An 18,838-nucleotide genomic window follows, 5' to 3' on the forward strand; every position below is an offset into this window, starting at 1 on the left:
ACAGGCAAATGGAGAAAAGCGAGGAGGCAGTTCCTCAGCCACCGGAGCTTTTATCTATTTGACCCCGAGGGGCAAGGCGGTCCGCAGGTTTAGAACTTTATAGTTTCCTAAACAACAAAAAAATCCCCTATCTTGGGGATCAATCTGTACGTTCTCTTTTCCACTTTCTATATCTGTTCGCCAACCCTTTGCCGCCTGTACTTACAAGTAGCGCAATAGCCAATCCGATTCCACTTAGTGCTGTCACAAGAGAGACCCATTCAAAGAATGAGTATCCAGGTACCTTAGACCAGTCGGTAAACCCCTTCCAATCCTCTATTACCAAGTTCATGCCATAAATACCTGAAATAGTCGTATAGACTGTCAGCATAAACAAAAGCATGTTATGACGAGTGCTTGTTTGGTTATCTTGAGCACGATACAAATCATCTAATGTCTTTTTTACTTCAATAAAGAGATGGTTTAGATTAAATGCTTCTCGAAGTAAATGGGTAAGCTCCTTCCCTTCTTGCCTTGGAGAAACCTGACCAAAGTAGTATCTTGAATAAAATTTAGAAATAAGCTCCATAAGCTCTCTCACGTACTCTTTGTCCTTGGACCAGCTTACCTCACTATGCTCAAATGAGAGTTTTAATAGCATTATCTTATAGTAGTAATGCAACAATAAGTTATAATACATCGTTCCCATAAAATCAGAGATGCTATTTGGTGAAGATTTCTCGTCTATTTTTGTAACAGTTGCCTGAACGTTCTCAGAGGTAATAGTATATGTAAATGGAGCCCATCGATTATGTAATCGTTTCTCTACAAATTGCTCAATGTACTCAGGGTTAGAGCTAGATATATATGGATTTCCGTCCACTTTACCATCAACCTGTGCAACCCGGTACAGATGTTCCGCTAAAATTTCTTGATCTTCCTTTACGACGAGAAAAACGGAAGAAAGCATTCTTGCATCTTCAAAAAAAGGAAGACTACCATAATATCCCTCTAAATGTTCATTCCTTATAATAAATGGCTTAACTGACGGGCATAAGTAATCTAAGACTAGTTGGTTTGTTGTTTCAAACTTATAGGAATCATTAAATATACTGACTCCCTGTTCCTCCTCCAGCTTAGGTTCTAATACTCTAAAGTGAGAAATAAAGTGAAGGAACTCTGACAAATTTTCTTGCCCTTCCTTTAACGTACGGATTGTTATAACCCCAATTCCAAAGGGGCATAGCGTGATGTCTACGCTATTAATAAGAAAATTACTTTTTTGTTCTTTAAGTTCCCATGTGAATTCCTCATTTATTTCTTTTGAATATCTTAAAAACCCCCTATTTTTTGTTGTTTGGGGGAATAGTTTATCTTCTATATAAGGTAAAAAAAATTGACTTAGTTGTTCATGTCGAACTTTTACTCCTTTTCCATAATAACCAGCTTGAAGTGTTTTGTTTTTTAGATTAAAAAAATTAAAATGATGCCTTTCTAGCGTTTCCATCATTTTTTGTCTCTGATTTTCATGAAAGGCGAATGGGAACATAAAAGTAACATATGCTTTTTCTACTTCTAACTCCTTTAACTTGTTTACCACATTCCATTCCCCCGTTTCTTAACCTATAGGTACCACTTATTTTGTTTTTTTAAACAAAAGGCAACTTTACCAGGAAGGTAAAGTTGCCTTTTTAACCTAAAAACTACAGGTTATTGTTATTATCGTTGTTGTTATTGTTATTGTTATTGTTGTTATTATTACGGTTGTTGTTGCGGTTGTTTCTGTCATTATTGTTGTTATTGTTGTTGTTTAGGTTTTCAAAGTTGAACTCTTCACCGAATTCGTTGTTGTTATTGTTATTGTTATTGTTATTGTTATTGTTGTTGTTGCGGTTGATGTTATTACGGTTGTTGTTGTTTGACATTTTGTTTTACCCCCCTTCTACCGTATTAGAATGGGCTATAAACGATAAAATATACATTTTTTATTTTTTCTTAAAATCCTCTTTACTAAATGCTTTTGCAAATTCCAATTGTGTATCCGTTCTTTGATAATAACCTGCTTTATCGCTTGGATTTGTTACTCTTGGTTCGAAAATATGCAATTTTATATATTGATGCAAGTACATTTCTCCGATTATCAATATAAGAGAAATAATAAATGCTGCTCTTCCTGCAGGAACGGAAGGGTCGAATAAGTAAGTACCTATTAGCCAAACTACTGCAAGTGCCAGTATGAAATCACCAAAGGTTGCAAGCATATTACCGATCTTTGGCATTAAAAAGATATCACCTACAAAGCCTAAAACAGTTAAAGCAATACTTGTAATAAAAATATTTAATAATTCTACCCCATAATAACCTAGTACAATCCAAATGACGGCTGTTGTCATAATAAACTTAATGAGAAATGCTTTGAAATACATTTCAAAACCACAGTCCTTTCTTTTAAGTTGATTTTTGACTATTTATTTCCTCATCCTTTAACTGTTTAGCTATCAATTCGTTTAACTCATTATAAGTTAACCCAGAATTAGCATTTTGCCTTTTAACTTCCTCAATATTAGTGCCTGCAACCGTATATTTTGCATTATTCTCCTTCATATAAGCTCCTCTTTTCTATTGATAGGTGTAGGATTAATAATCTCAGCTTTAGGACCGGTTTGTTTGAACCATTGGTAAAAAAGAATAATAATTAATCCTATCTCAATAGCGTCCCCACCGTAATACATAATCATCCCTCCCATTTCTGCTTCTGTTTTGGAAATACCGATTGGAGGGTTTGCATAAATATATTTGGAAAGGATGGCATGACCCGCTAGAGCAAATAAAAAAAACACTGATCTATATATATAACTCTTTCTATGAGGTGTTGGGTCAATATATATAATGGAGATTGTAAAAAGGTAGCCGGCTAGAAAAATGTGTATATGAATGAAGATATAAAGCAAACTATTCTCATGCATCATTTCAAATAAAGGTGTGGTATATAACAACCAAAGTCCACCGACATTTAATATAGATGCAACGATTGGGTTTTGAAAAAAGTGAATAAATCTAGTTCGAAGTATTCTAGTAATACTTCGCGAATTTTTGACCGGCAAAGCCCTAAGAAATAGTGTCATTGGTGCCGCTAAAGCTAAAAGCAACGGTGCTAGCATCCCTAAAAACAAATGACCAACCATGTGAGCTACAAAGTCTGTATGTGCTTGCTGTGCGAGGGGACCCGATACAGATATAATTGCTAAAACAATTCCTACTAACCATAATAGCGTTCTATATTTTGGCCACTTTCGTTTACTTTTATTAGACATATATACGGCTAGTAAATATAAAAAAAGCATGATTATAAATGGAGCACCTAGTAGTATTTGAGCAATATCGATATTTAAACCACTTTCCTGTTGGTGATGATGCAATCCTAATCACCTCCACTCTTAGTACTCGTTTGTTTTAATAGAACTAAACCAACGATAATCATTAAAATTGCAGTTATGTTCCAAACTAAGTCATACGGGAGAATATCGACATTATAACGAATTTGATGTAAACCCATTAGCTTATGCTGGATCGTACCATCATATAGCTGAAAAACTCCGGCTCCTAAAAAGATGCCTCCTAGCCATCTTTTAGGCCAAAAAGCCTGGCGTCGATGAAGATCTGCCATTAAAAAAGCCGAGCCCACAGTAGCAAAGAAGCTAAATGCATGGAATAATCCATCGGAAACTAAGCCAATATCTGTTGTGGATTTATCATAGAAATGATGCCAATGTAAGATTTGATGGAAAATCACTTCATCTATAAAGGCAACGACTCCTAATCCAAACAGTATTCCAGTCCACATATTCTTTTTTGAATAACGTTTTTGATTTTCTTTGGTAGGTGCATTACTTTTTAAAGTAGTCATGGCGTCCTCCTTTCCCTTGAACAAATATATTTTTTTTATTTGTAGTTTTTCCCTGAATTCCTGTTCTTAAACAAATAAGCTAACGCTTGGTTTAGACCGACGATTAACCACCCAAATAAAAAAAGATGCAAATGACTATATCATTTACATCTCTCACCTATTTTTATTTAGCTCAAGCACCCAATAAACTTTAACTTCTCTACACTTTCCTGATCTTGTTTTCCTTCTAAAATTGCTTCCACATCATTCAACGTTTGTTCTATAGAAACAACTTCTCCTGGACCAGTGAATTTTTCCGCAACATAGAATGGCTGCGTCAAATATGCTTCTAACCTCTCTCCACGATCATAGGTTGTTTGCTCCCCTTCCGGAAGCTTTTGAATCCCATGTACCATTACAATAGAACGTAATTCTCTATAACGTCGTAGTAGCTTTTGGGCGCGTTGTCTTAAACCAAAATGACGTTGGTCCACATCCGTTCCCTCCATTATCGATGACGTCGAATAAATGGGATGAATAGCTGGATACATATGACGAGTTGCAAGGTCTGCATCTAACTGCCAAACCGTTTCTAATGGTCCAAATGGCATTTCTTCATCCACTACATCTCCAGATAAGTCGACTAAAATAGTTGTAATACCCTCTATATTGTCCGAAAGAATTTTTTCCTGCAAATCTAATAGTTCCCCCGAAATAATATAGCTTCTATCAGTAATAAAAACTGCTTCCCCAGATATGTGTGCGAGCTTTTGATAGGCTTCCTCTATAGAAGTAGTTACAATATCAGCTAACTCCGTTGTCCCCTCTAATTCACTATGCTCTTCTTTTGGCAATAAAAACACGGAAGTAAAACCACTTTCTTTAAAACGATGCATGAGCTCGGCTAGTATTACTAGCTGTCCCATTCCAGGTCTAGCAACCAAGCCCGTTGTGCCTCCTTTTACTAATGGCGCAAAAAAGTCCAATGCTTTAATTTGAGTTTCAATCATGTCTTTTTTCTCCCCCCTAATGATTAATTCATCTACCGTGCAATTTGCCAAGGAAGCTAAACCAACAAGAGTCTTTACCTCTGCTTTTCCTAAATCGATTTTCCCAGTGCATAAGTTAGAAACTGTAGCAGGACGTATTCCAATAGATTTAGCTGCAGTCGTTAGGTTTGGCACCTTTCTTCGAAGTAAAGCAACATTTAATCTTATTTCTTCCACATTATCCCTCCTCCATTACTTTTAATAGTAATTTAAATTACTTTAAAAAGCAATATTATATTTTTATAGGGTAAATTAATTTACGCTATAAAGAAACGAGTGCCAGGTTAATCAACAATTTTAATTGCTGATTAACCTAGCACTCGTAATTTTTTATTATATTTTTATTTGAACAAGCGATTTGTTAAGCATATATAAAATGGTTTCATTAAACAAAACAGGGCATATTCGAGACATTTCATCTATTGACTTATATTGGATTTCAGCGAATTGTGGGTGCTTTTCAATTCCCCGAAGTATACTTCTCATGGCATCCGCAGCTTGAGGATTCATTAATATATCGGAAAATGAATTATTAATTGAAAATACGCCATTTGGGATTTCAATCTCTTCAACTAGAATACCTTGTATATTAGGTGGGTTAAACCAATCTGTAATGGAATAGATATCAACTACCTTTGGTTTATCAGCTCCTACTATCGGATCGACTGTATTATCCTTATCATCTATAGGTGTTGTTTTCTTTTCTCCTTCCTGATCTGTATTATTAGGACGCTCTTCTTGTTCCCCTTTTCCTTGCTCTTCTTCATTCTCTAATGGAATGTTAGGAGCTTCTTTCTCTTTTTCCTCCGTTACAGGAGGAATCGGAAGTAATGTTAGTTCATTAGCTTGTCCATCCATTTGAGCCTTTGCGTGTGCAATAATAGCATCCAGGTTATTCCGAATAACTTTCTCCTGTTCAGAGTTGTCTATTTTCATCTGAGACTTCAAGGACTCAGCATACTCGTTTAGAGATACTATTCTATTTTGTTTTTCAAGATTAGCAAACGATATTAATTGGTCTGCCGCTTTCTGCATTTCGCTAGATAAAGAAACTTCAAGGTCATTTAAAAGAATTTGTTTTTCCTTTGTAATCGCTTGTTCTATATCTGCTACGGAAGCTTGTTTCTTCTTGTTAAACCAATTACTCATCATAAGCGCAATGTCTTGATCAGCTAAAGCGGTTCTAATACCCCCTCCTATCGCCATAGCAAACAGGATAAGAAAGACAAGGAGAACCACCTTATATTTTTGAACATATTTAGAATATCTCTTCATTTCACATCCTCCATCTTAAGGTGTAATCTTCCCTAACCTGGTAACCTTACCGAGTTCCTATTCATTTATCCCATTTACTAAATCCTGCATAGAAGTTAACGCTGCTGTCTCTAAATCTTTGGCAGCTGCTTCTATTGCATCTGTTTGGGTCTGAATCATGAAGTTAGTCATCATTTGTGTCCAAAGCGTAAAGTCTGCTAATTCTTTATCTATTTTTCCTTTCAAATCATCCGTTTTAGTATCCACATGATTGTCAATGGTAGCCTGAAGACCTGACTTGGAAGCTTCTATTGCTGCTTCTAGCTCAGAAAGTGCTGCTGTTGTTGCAGCTTCTAATTCAGCATTTAATGTATCTAAAGCAGCAGATCCTTCGGCTATCGTATGTGCCTCCATATCTCTTTCTGCTTTTCGATTTGCCTCTAACCAGAGAAGACGTATATTCTCTTTTTCTGTCTCATAAATTTTAGTGAACTCAGCATTAGTGTAATTAGTAAGCTCTACTTTTTTCGCCTCTAACGCTGCCTTATGCTCTTGCAAGTCTTTATCAATCTTAGAAGCAGCACCTGCAGTAGAGTCTTCTTGAGATTCACCAATCTTATTGGTAGCATTCGCCTCTAAAGCCCCGTACTGAGTTGATGCTACTAATGTTTTATCGTCTTGATATCCACCTACCGTCTCATCAAACTCCTCGGTAGCTGCACCAAACTGCGTATTAAACCAATTTTGTAGCATTTCTCCAGCATTAGATGCCCCAAATGCAGATCCCGCTCCAACAAGTAATGTAACAGCCACTGTTCCTGTTATTATTTTCCCTTTAACTGTTTTCATCATCCTAAATATCCCCTTTTAGTTAGTAGTAGTTAATAGTTTATTTAAATTCCTTCTAGTACTTTTTTAAACGTATTTTCGATATCTAGTTCCAGTTGTTCTTCCAGTTCCTTCTCAATAGTTGGTTCATCCAAATTCATGTTTTCAAGATCGCTTACAACTTCACTTAACTCACTCTTAAATTCTCCTTGTGTTTTTGTAATCTCTTTTTTAGAAAGATAGATTTGTTTTTCTAAAAGGTTTTCTTGAATAGAGTCAGTTAGATACTGTAAAGAGTCTTTAAGAATCACTTCATATCCTACTAACGAATTACTAATAGACTCGTCAACCTCTTTTTGTTCCTTCACTTCCTGAACTTTGACAAACCAATTTCCTAGAGAAAAATAGTTAATACTACTTGCCGAGATGTAGCTAGAACCAACAAAAACCAGTAGTATAAATGTAATAACCACTACTATTTTCCGAATTTCACTTCCCCCCAGTCACTTTCTCCGCTTAGAACTAAAGTATTATAGACAATGAACCTAATTACTTAATTACCCTCCTTTTCTATAGGCATATAGACTATTCCACCTCTACTTCTGTTAAATTTCTTTGCTTTTTAACAGAAGATTAAGATTATTATACTTTTGATTCAGTTCTTTTCAATCTATTCGATAAAACTTCTTAGAATAATACAAAAATAGTCAAAATATTCTTATTTTCGACTTAAATAGACGGGTTAATGGAACCTTATATCTCCCTAAAAGTTATTTTTTCATCTAATTTAAATATTTGCTGAAAAATGTATTTACGTTAACACAAAAAGCATCAGAAATTTTACATACAGTAAAATTTCTGATGCTTTTTTGAAGTATAATGTTAGAAGTAATCTATCTCATCGATATTAAATAGATTCCTCTATTCTTTTGTAATAAAAAATCGTCGTACTCATTTCCCCGTTAGCAGATTTGGCGTAACCGGGAATCTTGCCCGCCTGTATATATCCTAGAGAAGTATATAAATTATTGGAAGCATCGCCCTCTCTTGTGTCCAAAACTATCAAGGATCTATCCTCTCTTGCAGCTCTATTTTCTGCCTTCTCCATTAACTGCCGTCCTATTCCATTTCTCCGGTAATGGGGATGAGTCATTAGTTTAGCGATCTCTGCACGGTGCATACCATTTTGTTTACTGCAGAGATGGAGCTGGATACTACCAATAATACGATTGTTCCTTTTTGCAACAAACAAGATAACCTCAGGAGTTAAGACATCTTCCCAATAATCCATGGCATTCGCTAGCTCCATTGGAGGCAAAAAGCCAATAGAGGCACCATCTTCTACCACTTGTATTAATAGCTCAGAAAGCTCCTCCATATGTTCTACGGTAGATGTTACCTGTTCGACCTTAACCTCATTAAACACTTTCATCCCCCCGTCAAATTAAATATTAGATATATTCTTCAAGACTAGCTTTTTATCCTTCTATTTAACTTATTGCACATTTTTTATGATAGAAGCGTTTTCTACATCTAAAACTAGATCTGCTTGTTCCAATGGTCTTTCTTCCCTTAAGTAAAACTCTTCACCCTTCCAATACCTGAGTTCATACTTATTTAGCCGTGCTTCCATTTCTCCTATATAGGAATCTCGCTTCAACACCCGTCCGTTTCGAATCATTCTCGGACAATCCAAATAGATTAAATAATCAACAAAACTACGCCATTCCTTACGTTGAAGGAACACCCCCTCAATTAATAGAACTGTACAGTCCTTCAGGGGGACTTCCTTTGATAAGCACTGATCTTCTTGGGCATTATAAAATTTAAGCTGAAGAACCTTTGCCTTCTCATGAATTGACTTAAACAACCTTTCCTGAATGTCTAAAACATCCCATTGCATGCTATAGTATTCATACCATTCTGGTTGCCCGGTGTTATAACGCTTTTCTCGAACCTCTATTAAATCATCAAGGTGGATAATAACAATCTTATGACCCGCTTCCTGCAGTTCTTGAGCTAGTTGATCCGTAAAAGTAGTCTTTCCTGCTCCACTTAGCCCGTCTACCCCTAAAACAAAAGGACGGTTTACGCTTTTTATTTTTGTTAAAATTTGTTGTACGTTAAACATTTCTGGATTCTCCTGTGTTTAGTAACTTGATAATAGCATTGGTAACTACGAAAGGATCCTCTAAATGAATAGAGTGACCTTTATCTGTTTGGATATGCTCTGTCCTGGCTGTTAACTTGGATAACAAAAGCTGCTGTTGAACCCATCTTTCCTCGGGATTATTAGAACTTAATACAGTGACAGGCAAGTCATTTAAAAGGGGCTTTGCATTCTTTAATTGATCTGCTGAAATGGCAATATCCATATACTCTTGATAAATCGTTTGGTAAGCCCCCATTGTATACCCAGTATAATTTAAATAATGATTTTCTCTCCACCCAAAAACTTTCTTCCTGCCTTTTGCTTTAATATTCTAGGCAGACCCATAAGAGAAGTCACATACCCAAAAGTCACCAAACATTTAAATCCTCAGTTTTGGTTACCAGGAGCATACTGGTTCTCATGCACAGCATCGACTAGGAGTAGACCCTTCACCTGTTCTGGATACAAGCTCGCGTATAGCCTCATGATAAGTCCTCCAAAGGAATGCCCTACTAAAGTATAAGGTGGTTGAAGATCTAACTTTTCCAACAGCTCCTTTAACTCCTCTACATAATCTCGAGCAGTTAGAGCTTGTCGTCTTGTTTTACTCCATCCGTAATTTCCTCGATCATAGGACAATACTTTAGCAATCTTAGAAACTTTGGGCTGAATTTCGGACCAGTCAATAGAGATTGAGCCTAATCCCGCTTCTAATATGACTACATCAGGCCCCTCTCCTTCCAATATAACGTGTACATTAGAGTTCTTAGTTTTAATAATATTGCCTGGATTTATTTTATTTTTGTGATTCATGGTTATATTCCATATGGTTAATGGAAATAAGGCAATTCCTAAACCCATTCTTAGAAAAGCAGCTAGCATTTTAGTCATAATTTTTCTCTACCGTTGAAAATATTTTCTCATCTTTTACTTCTATTAAAAAATTTTCTTGAACATACTCCTTGCCACCATATTGTTCATACCAGCCTTTAACGCTTGCAACATGTGGCTGATCACTTCTTACTGCAGCCTCTATTTGCAAATATTCCTCGTAGCTGTTATATTCCCAAATGGCAAAAATCTCTACTAAATCATCTTTTGTAGCCGTCATCCATCTTCCTACTAGGCGAGAACCATGCTTTAACTGATTCGGCAAATTAATTTCATTGAATAGCTTGTTGAAGCTCTCCACAAATTCTTCCTTTACACGATAATACTTTCTTCGATAAAACATGCCCATCACTCCCTTAGCGCTTTGTCCATATAGCTTTCGTATAGGCTAACTTCATCCCTTGACGTTCCATGTTTCGATGACTACTACTTCCGAAAACAGCCTCACTAGTAATATACTTTGCACCATGCTCCACTGCTTTCTCTATTCGCTTATTTAGCAGTGCACGCTGCACTCCCATTCCCCGATAAGCTGGTAGAGTTGCGGCAGCTGCCAAGGTGGCAAGTTCCCCTTCCACATATAAAACTCCAATGCCTACCGGGACATTTTGTCGAAGTGCTAAGTAAAAATTCCAGCCCGGCACGTCATATAATATTTGGTTGTTTTGCTGTATCCCGTCTTGTATAAAAGTAGGCAGACCGAAAGCATTTACATAGATAGCTGAAAACAAGTTAAATTCATCCTTTTTAAGAGGACGAACTTCGATAGTTGTCGACAAACTTCCACTTTTAATACTAGAGACAGACCTTATAAAGGAGGAATGAAAACCAGATTGATAATATTCCATATCTGATAGCTTGCGAAACAGTTGATCAGAACTATTCAGTGGAGTAACCTCTATTCGAAAAGAGACAGATAGCTCCTTATAAAAGAAAAGGATTTCATCTAAGTATTTTAAATCGTAACTATTTAATCCTCTCACCGTATTAAAAGCAGGTCCCGGTATTTCCTTCACAGCAAAAGCATGGGTATTGCCTCTTACTACTCGTTCTGCTCCCATAGGATTATCTGGTAATGATTGAATTGTATTTATTCTGGATGTTAGTGTTTGTATTTCTGCTAATTCTGGTATTATATATTTCATTTTCCATCTCCTATTATTTTATTTATACCTTGCCAAGAGCTAACATCTGACTATATTTCTAAAGCTAGAGAATAATAACGAAATATGTCTAATTATAAATCTTTAACAATAATCATATACTTTAGAATATTTTACACTATTATTCTTTCATGCTAGAATATAATTCATATAATAACAATTAAAACCAATACAAAGGGGCGTATGTCATGAATACAAAGAGGTATAGACGAAGAAATACGATGGCTTTTACGGTGCTAGCTTATTTCACTTTTTTTGCAGGGGTCGTCATGTTTAGTATTGGGCTATACAATGCAGATAATTTGCAGCTAAACGAAAAAGGATATTATATTGCAGTAATGATTTTAGTAGCAGTAGGGGCAATCCTTACCCAAAAGGTTACCCGTGATAACGCTGAGGACAACGATATAATCGCTGAGCAAGAACAAGAACGTCAAATGAGCAATATTCGTATACCTTCAAGCTCCTCAAGCAGTAAAGAATCTTAAAAGCGTATTATATTATGACAAAAATCCTGCCTTTAATTAGACAGGATTTTTTCTATTTCTACACGACTAATATTTTTGCCTTCTAGCAAGAAAATGTCTGGATTTTTCATGCGACTCCATTCGTCAAAGCCAAATGTACTATCAAAATGATTGAATAATAGAGACATGATATTCCCATGAGACACTATTCCCACATTTTTAACACCCTTTATACCTGACACCTCATTTACTACATTCAAAATACGGCCTAGTGCCTCTCGGCTAGATTCTCCACCGGGAAAGGTAAGATCTATATCTTCAAAAGTCTTCTTTAATTGCACTAGCCAATCATCCATAGGCTCTTTACTTAAAATACGCTCACTTAGCGCTTCATCAATATGTATCTTCAAACCAGCTTGGTGAGCAAAAGGCTCGATTGTTTGGACGGCCCGCTTAAAGGGACTAGAAATGATATAGTCAATCTGTAATTTTTCTAACAACGGCACAAGGTCTTTGGCACTTTGTTCCCCGTCTTTTGTTAAAGGAGCATTCGATTCTTGTCCCTCTGCCTTACAATGTCTAATAAAATATAAGCTTTTGGTTTTCATATAAGTTCCCCTTCTTAATAATTCTCTTTATATAATCTTATTTCCTTTTTACCTATGCATTTCATATAAAATTCCCTACAATGAAAGATGGAAAAGGAGGATGAATGATGAAAAAAGGTTATTTAGCAAATGGATTATTTGGATTAGGAGATCGTTTAGTAAATGAACTAGTAGCAAAGGAGATTCGAGCTTCACTCCCAGGCGTTGACTTATATGTACCACAGGAAAATACAGCAATTAATGATAAAATGGCCTATGCAGATAGCCTGCTTATCGCTAGTGCAGACATCGATGCCCTGAAGAAGAGTGACTTCCTTGTTGCCGTAATTGATGGAGTTGAAATAGATTCTGGTGTTGCAGCAGAAATTGGTGCATTCTCTATGTTAAATCGGCCAATTTATGCACTCTATACCGATACGCGCCAACAAGGTCGGGAAAATAAGAAAAAAATTAACGCATTAATTGAAGATGGAACCGAAAATCAATTTATGTACCGCAACTTGTTTGTTATTGGACTGATCAAGCAAAACGGCGTCATTGTTAGCTCGATCGAGGAGCTAGGAAAAGCCTTGAGAAATTAATACATATATTTATAAAAAATCCTGTGTTTTTTATCACAGGATTTTTTGTTTTATTTCACCAATTTCCAATTGACCATTTGCTCAGAAGTTCCTACTCGTTGCATATTTAGCTTTTCTAATACACGCATGGAGCCAAGATTATCGGAAAGTGTCTCCGCAATAATTGCATCCACCTTACCAGTTGCAAAAGCCCATTGAATGATGGCGCCTACTGCCTCTGTTGCATAGCCTTTATTCCAATACTCCTTTAATAAACCATAGCCTACCTCTACTTGGTTATCTACATTAGGATTTCCCTTAAAACCAATATCCCCAATGACCTGACCATCACTTTTCTTTATCACCAGCCACGCTCCCCAACCCATTGAGGAAGGATCCGCTTTAAGCATCTCTAAAGACATAGAAATCTGTGGCCCATTATCATAGCTTTGCTTTTCCGCCATTTGAGCAGTTTCTTCCGTACAAGGGATAATTTCTAATCTCTCAGTTTCTAATTTCATTTGGACTCTCCTTTTGTTTAGCTATATTTCACCTCTACAAAATTTACTGCACAAAACATAGAACTATCCCCTTTCCTTATTTGGTTAGTAAAATTATACCACGATATATTTTTTATTTTCTCATTTTTCTAAAATTATTATATACTTAGTTTACTAGTATGGAAGGGACTGATAGAGAATGAAAAACAAACTAATGGTGATTGAAAAGTAGACTTCTAGCATTTCTCTTTTCAATACAAACAGAAAAAAACAGACCTAATACGAAAAGAGGAAAACAACTTGTATCAAGATCAAGAATTAATCATACGACCAATTCAGTACAATGATTTATCTAGACTGTGGGAATTAATGTGTAAAGATGAGGAGCCTGAGTGGAAAAAGTGGGATGCTCCTTATTATGACTATAAGCCAACTCCCTATGAGGTATTTATGGAAAAAGCGGAGTCTTACGTGGATAGTAAAAGCTTTTGGGGGATTGAAGTAGATGGTATATTGCGTGGAATCGTTTCATATTATTGGGAGCATGAACCTTCTAAATGGCTTGAGATGGGTATAGGCTTTCATGAAGCTCCAAGCTGGGGTAAAGGGCTAGGAACCCGCGCTATGAGACTTTGGATGAACCACCTTTTTACTACAATGCCACTTGTCCGGGTAGGCTATACGACCTGGTCAGGTAATAAACGGATGATTCGGGTCGGAGAAAAGCTTGGAATGTCTATGGAGGCAAGAATTCGTAAAGTCCGCTTATATAATGGTGTTTACTATGATTCCATTCGAATGGGTATTTTAAGAGAGGAATGGGAAAAGGCACAGGAAGAAAGTATAAAGGAACTTTAAAAAACGCTTGACAGTTATCAGAATTAATTGTAAATTCACTATAATAAGTTAATGCGATGAAGAGAAAAAGTAAGATGAGTGGTTTTCTTCAAAGAGAGCTTCGGTAGCTGAAAAGAAGCAGAAAACACCATTTGAACAATGGCCTCTGAGCACTACATTGAACGTGCAGTTACCTGCGCCTGAGATGCTAGCGGGATTGGTACCCGTTATCCACACCACAGTCTAGAATTTCATATTAACGGAATTTCTGTACTTGCTGAGGCTGCTTATGTGAATAAGTAGTGAATAAAGGTGGTAACACGAGTATCTCGTCCTTTTCAATCCAATGATTGAGGAGGGCGAGTTTTTTAATTCGCTCTCCTCCAAAAATAATGAGGAGAGTGTTTTAACATGACAGAAGGTTTATTAGTATTTCAATCAGATTTTGGTATCAACGACGGTGCAGTAAGCGCTATGCACGGGGTAGCCAATAGTGTGAAGCGTGGACTTCCGCTATTTGATCTGACACACCAGATTCCTCAGTACAATATTTGGGAGGCGTCCTATCGTCTCTTACAAACCATCAGCTATTGGCCAAGTGATACAGTATTTGTTTCCATAGTAGATCCTGGTGTTGGTTCGGACCGGAGAAGTGTAGTTGCTAAGACCGTAAACGATCAATATATTGTCACCCCAGACAATGGCACATTAACCCACATTAATCGATTTATTGGTATTAAAGAAGTGAGAGAAATTGACGAGTCAAAAAACCGCCTACCGAATTCTGGAGAATCTCACACGTTTCATGGACGTGACATTTTTGCCTATACAGGGGCACGACTTGCTTCTGGTGACATTCATATGGAGGACGTCGGACCCTCTATCCCTACATCTTTGATCGTTGAACTGCCATTAAAGGAGGCAGTTATTGAAAATAATTCGATTACAGGTGTCATTGATGTCATCGATCGGCCATTCGGCAATCTTTGGACTAATATTCATCGTCTACAGTTTAAGCAGCTGAATGTAGAATATGGAGATAAATTTGACGTTTCGCTTTCTATTAACGGAGAGGTAGCCTATGAGGGAGAAGTTACGTATGGTCGTTCTTTCGCGGCCGCAGAGTTAGGGGATGCACTCATGTATGTGAATTCTCTTGATAATATAGGAATTGCCTTAAATCAAGGCTCCTTCGCTGATACCTATAAGATTTCAACAGGTGCTAATACAGAAATAACGATTCGGAAAGCTGTTATTACAATCACTTAATTGGATGACTGGCAATAAAATATATAGGGGGAGAAATGAAATGAAAAAATCTATCTTTTCAACTAGGACGGTTGTTGCAATAGGTATCGGAACAGCTGTGTTCCTAATTCTAGCTAAATTTGCTGCAGTCCCTACCGGTATACCTAATACGACAATTCAAACATCCTATGCTTTTTTAGCACTCATTTCAGCTATTTTTGGACCGATATCGGGTTTATTTGTTGGATTATTTGGTCATGCTTTAAACGACCTTACTTCTTATGGTTCTATATGGTGGAGCTGGGTCATTTCATCCGCATTTGTTGGATTAGGTATCGGATTATATTTTAAGAAGTTTTCTTTTGAGGATGGAGAGTTTGGTAAAAAACACATTATATTATTTAACATTGTTCAAATCGTTGTTCAAGTAATTGCATGGGCTTTAATAGCTCCATTATTGGACATTCTTATTTATGCAGAGCCTGCAAATAAAGTATTTACACAAGGGATCGTCGCTGCTGCTTCTAATATTATTACAGTTGCAATTCTAGGTACACTATTGCTTACTGCGTATGCAAAGACAAGAACTAAAAAAGGAAGCCTGAGCTACGAGGAATAAGTAGATAAGGAGATTTACATGAAAAAGCCAGTCATCGAATTTAAACACTTTAGCTTTCAATATAATAGTCAATCCGAACCTACTTTGCACGATATCAACTTAGTGATTTACGAAGGGGAAAAAGTAGCTATTGTCGGACCATCCGGCTCTGGGAAAAGCACGCTCGTTCATTGCCTGAACGGGCTTGCCCCTTTTGCTTATAAAGGCAGTATGACAGGAAACCTTACCATTCATGGGAGAGAGACCAGAGAGCTTGATCTCTTTACCATTTCACAGGAGGTTGGTACGGTACTCCAGGATACGGATGGTCAGTTTATTGGCCTTACTGTCGGCGAGGATATAGCCTTTTCCCTAGAAAATAATGCTGTACCCACACAAAAAATGCATGAACGCGTTCAAAAAGCAGCCTCTTTAGTAAAAATGTCCAATCATTTAGATGCTCGGATTCATGAGCTCTCGGGCGGTCAAAAACAACGAGTCGCTCTTGCTGGCGTTTTAGTAAACGATGTGAATATTCTATTGTTTGATGAACCTCTTGCTAACCTTGATCCTGCTTCTGGGAAGGGAGCAATGAGACTGATTGATCAGCTTCATGCAGATAGCAACAAAACGATTATCATTGTAGAACACAGATTAGAGGATGTTTTGTCAGAACCTATCGATCGCATAATATTAATGAATCACGGTCAGATAGTTGCAGACGGCAGCCCCAATGAGCTATTGGCAGGATCGTTATTAACGGATAATTGGATACGAGAACCACTTTACATTAAAGCTTTAAAATATGCTGGATGTGAATTGAATGATCACCCCAATCTAACTAAGGTTGACAGCATTGTAAATGACTCCTTCCGGCAGAAGCTAAAAACATTTAGCGATGCAAGATGCTCTCCAATTCAGCTTGGGTATAAAAATGAGCCTGTCCTGACACTTGATGACATCAGCTTCCACTACGGGAATCATTTAGACATTATTAAAAACGTGTCTTTTCAATTACATAAAGGAGAAATGATTAGCCTTATCGGAGCCAATGGAGCCGGTAAATCTACCCTTTCATCTCTTATCTGTGGTTTTGAACGACCTACTGAAGGCACTATATATTTCGAGGGTTTTAATGCGATTAACGACTCTATCAAGGAACGAGCTCATCGTGTAGGCTTTGTCCTCCAAAATCCAAACCATATGTTTTCTAAGCAAACAGTTTTCGATGAAGTTGCTTTTGGACTTATTCAATTTGGACTATCAGATAGGGAAGTTAACAGACGAGTGGAGGAAACATTAAAGACTTGTGGATTATACCCTTTCAGAAACTGGCCGATTGCAGCCTTGAGCTATGGGCAGAAAAAACGTTTATCAATTGCTTCTATCCTCATCATGGAGCCCCCAATTATATTATTGGACGAGCCTACAGCGGGGCAGGATTACAAGCATACTACAGAACTAATGACGTTCTTAGAAGATTTAACGAAGAAGGGTACATCCATTATATTAATTACCCATGATATGCACCTAATGACGGAATATACAGACCGCGCAATCGTGTTAACAGAGGGGAAGATATTAGTGGATGACTCACCAGCCCATATCCTATCGAATCCCTCTTTAATTCTAGAGGCTAACTTAAAGGAATCTTCCTTATATGAGATTGCTAAGCAGCTTAAAATTGAGCATCCCTCTGATTTTGTAGAGCAATTTATACAATATGATCGGGAGGTGCGATTTAATGGGCAACGAACTGCTAAGCTATCTTGATCGTGACTCTATTATCCATCGCCTAACAGGTTCAACCAAGCTAATCTGTTTCCTACTTTGGTCCACTGCAGCCATGTTAACGTATGACACAAGAGTTTTAATGGTGCTGTTGCTCGGTAGCTTTATTTTATTTTATATATCGGATATTAAATTAAAGGATATCAGCTTAGTGCTTGGTTTTATCCTCGTGTTTTTATTATTAAACAATATAGCCATATTTTTGTTCGCCCCTCAGCATGGGACAACTATTTATGGTACCTCCCACCCTATTACTGGGTCCATGGGGCGCTATACACTTACGCAGGAGCAATTGTTTTACCAGTTAAATATTACATTGAAATATTTTGCAGTAATCCCTCCTGCTCTTTTGTTCTTAGTCACCACACATCCAAGTGAGTTTGCAGCTTCTCTAAACCGCATCGGTGTAAGCTATCGACTTGCCTACTCGGTTTCTATTGCTCTACGCTATATCCCTGATATACAAAGGGATTTTAAAACCATTTCTCGTTCTAAGCAGGCTCGCGGGGTGGACATGTCTAATAATGAAAAACTATTTACCCGAATAAAAAATGCTGGCTCTATTATAATGCCACTTATTTTTTCTAGTCTGGAACGTATTGAAACAGTCAGCAATACAATGGATCTTCGAGGTTTCGGTAAATTTAAAACTCGCTCCTGGTTTAGCTTAAAGGAGTTCAGAAAAAGAGATTTGATCGCTATTCTAATATCATCTTCATTATTTTTATTAATGGTTTTATTTATTTTTATTAACAATGGAAGGTTTTTTAATCCATTCACCTGAATCATTCTTGACGTTATACTAAAAAATGTTCTTATGTAGTAGGTGTCATGAAATTGGAACACTCTAAAAGTTAATCTCAAAAGGGCTCTCTGTAGGAGAAGCCCTTTTATCTATTGGCTATGTTAAAGGGTAGGGTTGATTTATGATGCAAAGAAATCTTAGATCAGAGAGTAGAATTGATTTCCGCACCAGCCGGACGCTTTCTTACCCTTAGTCAAGTATTTTTATCTTTATTACTGGGAT

The 18,838-nt window shown here is 37.0% G+C and carries 25 protein-coding genes and 1 other annotated feature; of the genes, 7 read left to right on the plus strand and 18 right to left on the minus strand.

Annotation, left to right across the window (positions count from 1 at the left end; translation table 11 throughout):
• Positions 1 to 139: 139 nt before the first annotated feature.
• From Q0371_RS01105 to Q0371_RS01180, 16 genes are all read right to left on the minus strand, one after another.
• Complete coding sequence (locus Q0371_RS01105; protein ID WP_298467205.1) at positions 140 to 1,579, minus strand: hypothetical protein; 1,440 nt, start codon at positions 1,577 to 1,579, stop codon at positions 140 to 142.
• Positions 1,580 to 1,682: 103 nt separating this feature from the next.
• The gene (locus tag Q0371_RS01110) at positions 1,683 to 1,904 is read right to left on the minus strand and encodes a hypothetical protein (RefSeq protein WP_298467208.1); all 222 of its coding nucleotides are present in this window, start codon (positions 1,902 to 1,904) and stop codon (positions 1,683 to 1,685) included.
• A 60-nt stretch (positions 1,905 to 1,964) separates the two neighbouring features.
• Positions 1,965 to 2,405 (minus strand): DUF2512 family protein, encoded by a 441-nt coding sequence (locus Q0371_RS01115; RefSeq protein WP_298467211.1) that lies wholly within the window; start codon positions 2,403 to 2,405, stop codon positions 1,965 to 1,967.
• Between the two features lie 22 nt (positions 2,406 to 2,427).
• On the minus strand, positions 2,428 to 2,583 hold the full coding sequence (locus Q0371_RS01120) for a hypothetical protein (RefSeq protein WP_169358384.1): 156 nt from the start codon (positions 2,581 to 2,583) through the stop codon (positions 2,428 to 2,430).
• Positions 2,580 to 3,398 carry a cytochrome c oxidase assembly protein gene (locus Q0371_RS01125; protein ID WP_298467217.1) on the minus strand — a complete coding sequence of 273 codons (819 nt, stop codon included), beginning with the start codon at positions 3,396 to 3,398 and terminating at the stop codon, positions 2,580 to 2,582. Before Q0371_RS01125 ends, Q0371_RS01120 begins: the two co-directional genes overlap by 4 nt.
• A 2-nt stretch (positions 3,399 to 3,400) precedes the next feature.
• On the minus strand, positions 3,401 to 3,886 hold the full coding sequence (locus Q0371_RS01130) for a DUF2243 domain-containing protein (protein ID WP_298467220.1): 486 nt from the start codon (positions 3,884 to 3,886) through the stop codon (positions 3,401 to 3,403).
• A gap of 167 nt (positions 3,887 to 4,053) precedes the next feature.
• Entirely contained in the window at positions 4,054 to 5,091 is a 1,038-nt protein-coding gene (locus tag Q0371_RS01135; protein WP_169358382.1) for a hypothetical protein, read from the minus strand.
• A gap of 156 nt (positions 5,092 to 5,247) precedes the next feature.
• Positions 5,248 to 6,189 carry a hypothetical protein gene (locus Q0371_RS01140; protein WP_298467223.1) on the minus strand — a complete coding sequence of 314 codons (942 nt, stop codon included), beginning with the start codon at positions 6,187 to 6,189 and terminating at the stop codon, positions 5,248 to 5,250.
• A 57-nt stretch (positions 6,190 to 6,246) separates the two neighbouring features.
• Entirely contained in the window at positions 6,247 to 7,020 is a 774-nt protein-coding gene (locus Q0371_RS01145) for a hypothetical protein (RefSeq protein ID WP_298467226.1), read from the minus strand.
• Positions 7,021 to 7,061: 41 nt separating this feature from the next.
• On the minus strand, positions 7,062 to 7,469 hold the full coding sequence (locus Q0371_RS01150; protein ID WP_251553232.1) for a hypothetical protein: 408 nt from the start codon (positions 7,467 to 7,469) through the stop codon (positions 7,062 to 7,064).
• A gap of 434 nt (positions 7,470 to 7,903) precedes the next feature.
• Positions 7,904 to 8,428, minus strand: coding sequence for a GNAT family N-acetyltransferase (locus tag Q0371_RS01155; RefSeq protein WP_298467234.1), 525 nt, complete (start codon positions 8,426 to 8,428; stop codon positions 7,904 to 7,906).
• Between the two features lie 63 nt (positions 8,429 to 8,491).
• Entirely contained in the window at positions 8,492 to 9,127 is a 636-nt protein-coding gene (locus Q0371_RS01160) for a kinase (protein WP_298467237.1), read from the minus strand.
• Positions 9,120 to 9,404 carry a hypothetical protein gene (locus tag Q0371_RS01165; protein ID WP_298467239.1) on the minus strand — a complete coding sequence of 95 codons (285 nt, stop codon included), beginning with the start codon at positions 9,402 to 9,404 and terminating at the stop codon, positions 9,120 to 9,122. The genes Q0371_RS01160 and Q0371_RS01165 overlap by 8 nt, the downstream gene beginning before the upstream one ends.
• A gap of 131 nt (positions 9,405 to 9,535) precedes the next feature.
• Positions 9,536 to 10,039, minus strand: coding sequence for an alpha/beta hydrolase (locus Q0371_RS01170; RefSeq protein WP_298467241.1), 504 nt, complete (start codon positions 10,037 to 10,039; stop codon positions 9,536 to 9,538).
• Positions 10,032 to 10,382, minus strand: coding sequence for an NIPSNAP family protein (locus tag Q0371_RS01175; RefSeq protein WP_298467244.1), 351 nt, complete (start codon positions 10,380 to 10,382; stop codon positions 10,032 to 10,034). Before Q0371_RS01175 ends, Q0371_RS01170 begins: the two co-directional genes overlap by 8 nt.
• A gap of 13 nt (positions 10,383 to 10,395) precedes the next feature.
• Positions 10,396 to 11,184, minus strand: coding sequence for a GNAT family N-acetyltransferase (locus tag Q0371_RS01180; protein WP_298467248.1), 789 nt, complete (start codon positions 11,182 to 11,184; stop codon positions 10,396 to 10,398).
• A 206-nt stretch (positions 11,185 to 11,390) separates the two neighbouring features.
• On the opposite strand from Q0371_RS01180, the gene Q0371_RS01185 reads away from it, so the two are divergent.
• A complete protein-coding gene (locus Q0371_RS01185; protein WP_169358373.1) occupies positions 11,391 to 11,690 on the plus strand; it encodes a YiaA/YiaB family inner membrane protein in 300 nt (99 codons plus the stop codon).
• Between the two features lie 32 nt (positions 11,691 to 11,722).
• On the opposite strand, the gene Q0371_RS01190 is transcribed toward Q0371_RS01185, so the two are convergent.
• Entirely contained in the window at positions 11,723 to 12,277 is a 555-nt protein-coding gene (locus Q0371_RS01190) for a histidine phosphatase family protein (protein WP_298467253.1), read from the minus strand.
• A 107-nt stretch (positions 12,278 to 12,384) separates the two neighbouring features.
• On the opposite strand from Q0371_RS01190, the gene Q0371_RS01195 reads away from it, so the two are divergent.
• Complete coding sequence (locus tag Q0371_RS01195; protein WP_169358371.1) at positions 12,385 to 12,858, plus strand: nucleoside 2-deoxyribosyltransferase; 474 nt, start codon at positions 12,385 to 12,387, stop codon at positions 12,856 to 12,858.
• A gap of 50 nt (positions 12,859 to 12,908) precedes the next feature.
• Here Q0371_RS01195 and Q0371_RS01200 read toward each other — a convergent pair whose 3' ends face one another.
• Positions 12,909 to 13,358: a GNAT family N-acetyltransferase gene (locus tag Q0371_RS01200; RefSeq protein ID WP_169358370.1), complete on the minus strand. Its 450-nt coding sequence runs from the start codon at positions 13,356 to 13,358 to the stop codon at positions 12,909 to 12,911.
• A gap of 279 nt (positions 13,359 to 13,637) precedes the next feature.
• Here Q0371_RS01200 and Q0371_RS01205 point away from each other — a divergent pair, with 279 nt between their 5' ends.
• The 5 genes from Q0371_RS01205 (at position 13,638) to Q0371_RS01225 (ending at position 18,595) form a co-directional block, all read left to right on the plus strand.
• Positions 13,638 to 14,195: a GNAT family protein gene (locus Q0371_RS01205; protein WP_298467258.1), complete on the plus strand. Its 558-nt coding sequence runs from the start codon at positions 13,638 to 13,640 to the stop codon at positions 14,193 to 14,195.
• A 47-nt stretch (positions 14,196 to 14,242) separates the two neighbouring features.
• Positions 14,243 to 14,514: a binding site (T-box leader), on the plus strand.
• A gap of 71 nt (positions 14,515 to 14,585) precedes the next feature.
• Positions 14,586 to 15,443: an S-adenosyl-l-methionine hydroxide adenosyltransferase family protein gene (locus Q0371_RS01210; protein WP_298467261.1), complete on the plus strand. Its 858-nt coding sequence runs from the start codon at positions 14,586 to 14,588 to the stop codon at positions 15,441 to 15,443.
• 40 nt (positions 15,444 to 15,483) lie between these two features.
• A complete protein-coding gene (locus Q0371_RS01215; RefSeq protein WP_298467264.1) occupies positions 15,484 to 16,041 on the plus strand; it encodes an ECF-type riboflavin transporter substrate-binding protein in 558 nt (185 codons plus the stop codon).
• 18 nt (positions 16,042 to 16,059) lie between these two features.
• On the plus strand, positions 16,060 to 17,793 hold the full coding sequence (locus Q0371_RS01220; protein ID WP_169358366.1) for an ABC transporter ATP-binding protein: 1,734 nt from the start codon (positions 16,060 to 16,062) through the stop codon (positions 17,791 to 17,793).
• Positions 17,765 to 18,595 carry an energy-coupling factor transporter transmembrane component T gene (locus tag Q0371_RS01225; RefSeq protein WP_169358365.1) on the plus strand — a complete coding sequence of 277 codons (831 nt, stop codon included), beginning with the start codon at positions 17,765 to 17,767 and terminating at the stop codon, positions 18,593 to 18,595. Before Q0371_RS01220 ends, Q0371_RS01225 begins: the two co-directional genes overlap by 29 nt.
• The last annotated feature ends 243 nt before the right edge of the window (positions 18,596 to 18,838 follow it).

It is taken from the genome of uncultured Psychrobacillus sp., assembly GCF_938022135.1.
Lineage (GTDB): Bacteria > Bacillota > Bacilli > Bacillales_A > Planococcaceae > Psychrobacillus.